Raw genomic sequence first — 3,017 nt, 5'->3', positions numbered from 1 at the left:
TCGACCACGCCCTCGATCACCAGCGCGAATGCGCCCGCCTCAGCGACCGCCTTGGCATCCGCGACGATCTTCGCCGCCTCCTCGGGCGTACGGCCGCGCGCGCCATAGCCGCCCAGGACGTTGACCGCCTGCGGGGTGAGGCCGACATGCCCCATCACCGGAATCCCGCGCTCGACCAGGAACCGTACGGTCGGCGCCATCGCGGTGCCGCCCTCGAGCTTCACCGCCGCCGCACTGGTCTGCTTCAGCAGCCACGCGGCGCTTTCGAACGCCTTTTCGGGTGATGCCTCATAACTGCCGAACGGCATGTCGATCACGACCACCGCATGATAGCTGCCGCGCACCACCGCCGCGCCGTGCGCCGCCATCATCTCGAGCGTGACCGGCACGGTCGAGGGCAGGCCGTAGATCACCTGCCCCAGGCTGTCGCCGACCAGCAGCATGTCGCAGTGTGGATCGAGCAGCTGCGCATTGCGCACCGTATAGGCGGTGAGCATGACGAGCGGCACCTGCCCCTTTTGCCGGCGGATCGCGGGGATCGTGAGGCGCTTGAGCGGGGCGGGCGTCGGGTTGGCGCGACTCGTCGCGGTGTCGAGCGTGTAGGTCGTGGACATGGGCGCGCGTTCTAGCGAAGCCGATGCCGCTCGCCCAGCCCGTCCCGTCGCGCCCGCCCGACACCGGCGACGGCCGCGGCTCAGCCGACCGTCACGCCCTTCCAGAAGGCATAGCGATCCTTGATCTCGGCCGCGGCGGATTTGGGATCGGGATAGTACCAGACCGCATCGACGTTGCGCTTGCCGTCGACGACCAGCGTCTTGTAGCGCGCGGTACCCTTCCACGGGCAGTTCGACTGCGTCGCGCTGTCTTCGAGCAGCGCCGGATCGACGCTGTCCGCGGGGAAATAGTGATTGCCCTCGACGACGACGGTATCGTCGGACCGGGCGATCTCTTGGCCGTTCCATGTAGCGACAGGCATGCTCGTCTCCTTCAGGCGTTCCCCAGCCCCGCCGCCTCATACCGCTCGGCGCTGAAGCCGACCAGCAGCGTCGCACCGGTATCGAGCACGGGACGCTTGATCATCGACGGCTGTGCCAGCATCAGCGCGACCGCCTTGTCCGCGTCCAGGTCGACGCGGTCAGACTCGGGCAGTTTCCGGAACGTGGTGCCGGCGCGGTTGAGCAACGGCTCCCACCCGACCCGGCCGATCCAGTCGCGCAGCCGTGCGTCCTCGATTCCGGCGGTCTTGTAGTCATGAAACACATAGGCGACGTCATGCGCATCAAGCCACGCACGCGCCTTCTTCATCGTGTCGCAGTTCCTGATCCCGAACAGCGTGATCGTCAAAATCGCTTCCCCATAAAACACCCTGCCACGCACCCCGCGCGCCATCGCCTGTCAGTCCCGATAGCAGATCTGCCTGCCGATCGCGCAATGGCGGCCACGGTGCTGATTTTTGCCAGGGACGGTGGAACCTCGACGCCGCGAAATGGCTGTACGATGTACGGAATGACCAAGACAAGTTGCGGACATAGAAGGCTTTTCGGCGGGTTGCTGTGAAAGACCCGTCGGGTCCGATGACGGCAGGCGATGGGAGCGGGATGATGACGGACAAGGCTGCAGAAGCGCGACAACTGAACCTCCTCACCCTGTTATTCGCGATCCTCGCATTTGTCGGCATTCTCGCGCTGGGGAGTGTCGACGCGAAGACGAAGCAGCAGCGGTACCGGATTGCGAAGACCTATCAGATCTCCGAACGGCAGAAGCTCGAACGCCGGCGCGCCCGTGCCGTGCAGGGGGTCATTGCCTCCACGTCTGCGCAGAGCGCCCCCTGAGGCAGCCTCAGCATATCCGGCCGGTGAAGCCGGTAGCATGAACTGCCCCGCGCGTTTAACGATGGGGGCATGACGCACCCATTCTACGCGATCCACACGCACGGCCTGATCCGGGTTGCCGCAGCGACCCCGCGGGCATCGGTCGGGGATACCGCCGCCAATGCCGCGGCAACGATCGCACTGGCGACGCAGGCGGATGCGCAGCATGTCGACCTCGTCGTCTTTCCCGAACTCAACCTCACCTCCTACGCACTCGACGACCTGCATCTGCAGACCGCGCAGCAGCGTGCGACGCTGGCGGCGATCGATAGCGTCGTCGCGGCGAGTGCGACGCTGCGGCCGGTGCTGCTGGTCGGCGCGGCGCTGGTGCGCGCGGGGCGGCTGTATAATTGCGCGGTGGCGATCGCGCGCGGTCGCGTGCTCGGGGTCGTGCCCAAGACCTTTTTGCCCAATTACCGCGAATTCTACGAAAAGCGCTGGTTCGCGAGCGGAGCGGGACTGACGGGGCTGTCGATCGAACTCGGCGGCGAGTCCGTGCCGTTCGGCAACGACCTGATCTTTGCGGCGCGCGACCTGCCCGGCTTCGTGGTCCATGCGGAGATCTGCGAGGATTACTGGGCCCCCACCCCGCCATCGACCGCGGGTGCGCTGGCCGGTGCTCTGATCTGCTGCAACCTGTCCGCGTCGAACATCGTCATCGGCAAGGCGCGCGAGCGCGAGATGCTGGCGGCGGCGCAGTCGGCGCGCGCGGTATGCGCCTATGTCTATTCCGCGGCGGGCCCGGGCGAGAGCACGACCGAGGTCGCATGGGACGGCCAGGGGCTGATCCACGAGCTCGGCGAACAGCTTGCCCAATCACGCCGCTTCGCGACCGAGCCGGATCTGGTCGTCGCGGACGTCGATTGCGAGCGGATCGCGCAGGAACGGCTGCGGACCGGCACGTTCAACGACGCGGCGACGTTTGCGGGGCATCCCGAGACGCGCGTCCGGCGGATCGCGTTCGATCACCTGCCCGATCCTGCCGTCGCGGACGTCGGGCTCGAACGCGTCGTCCCCCGCTTCCCGTTCGTCCCCAATGATCCCGCCCGCCGCGACGAGGATTGTTACGAAGCGTTCAACATCCAGGTGGAGGCGCTGGCGAAGCGGCTCGAGGCGGCGCACGCCCGCACGCTGGTGATCGGCGTG

5 protein-coding genes are annotated in these 3,017 nt (G+C 67.0%); 2 read left to right on the top strand and 3 right to left on the bottom strand.

What is annotated here, in order from left to right; translation table 11 throughout:
• From sphsw_RS17505 to sphsw_RS17495, 3 genes are all read right to left on the bottom strand, one after another.
• The coding region (locus sphsw_RS17505) for a 3-methyl-2-oxobutanoate hydroxymethyltransferase (protein WP_031441740.1) at positions 1 to 614 on the bottom strand (614 nt) is incomplete at its 3' end.
• 80 nt (positions 615 to 694) lie between these two features.
• Positions 695 to 976, bottom strand: coding sequence for a DUF427 domain-containing protein (locus sphsw_RS17500; protein ID WP_031441739.1), 282 nt, complete (start codon positions 974 to 976; stop codon positions 695 to 697).
• An 11-nt stretch (positions 977 to 987) separates the two neighbouring features.
• Complete coding sequence (locus sphsw_RS17495) at positions 988 to 1,344, bottom strand: ArsC family reductase (RefSeq protein ID WP_031441738.1); 357 nt, start codon at positions 1,342 to 1,344, stop codon at positions 988 to 990.
• Between the two features lie 257 nt (positions 1,345 to 1,601).
• On the opposite strand from sphsw_RS17495, the gene sphsw_RS17490 reads away from it, so the two are divergent.
• Together sphsw_RS17490 and sphsw_RS20685 are read left to right on the top strand one after the other, a co-directional pair.
• A complete protein-coding gene (locus tag sphsw_RS17490) occupies positions 1,602 to 1,832 on the top strand; it encodes a hypothetical protein (protein WP_152555547.1) in 231 nt (76 codons plus the stop codon).
• 69 nt (positions 1,833 to 1,901) lie between these two features.
• Positions 1,902 to 3,017 (top strand): nitrilase-related carbon-nitrogen hydrolase (locus sphsw_RS20685; protein WP_042467734.1); only part of this gene is annotated, 1,116 nt, incomplete at its 3' end.

Origin of the sequence: Sphingomonas sp. FUKUSWIS1, assembly GCF_000733135.1 — a bacterium.
GTDB lineage: Bacteria > Pseudomonadota > Alphaproteobacteria > Sphingomonadales > Sphingomonadaceae > Sphingomonas > Sphingomonas aerolata.
The sequence above is the reverse complement of the archived record's forward strand: the minus strand, read 5'-3'. Positions and strand labels throughout refer to the sequence as shown.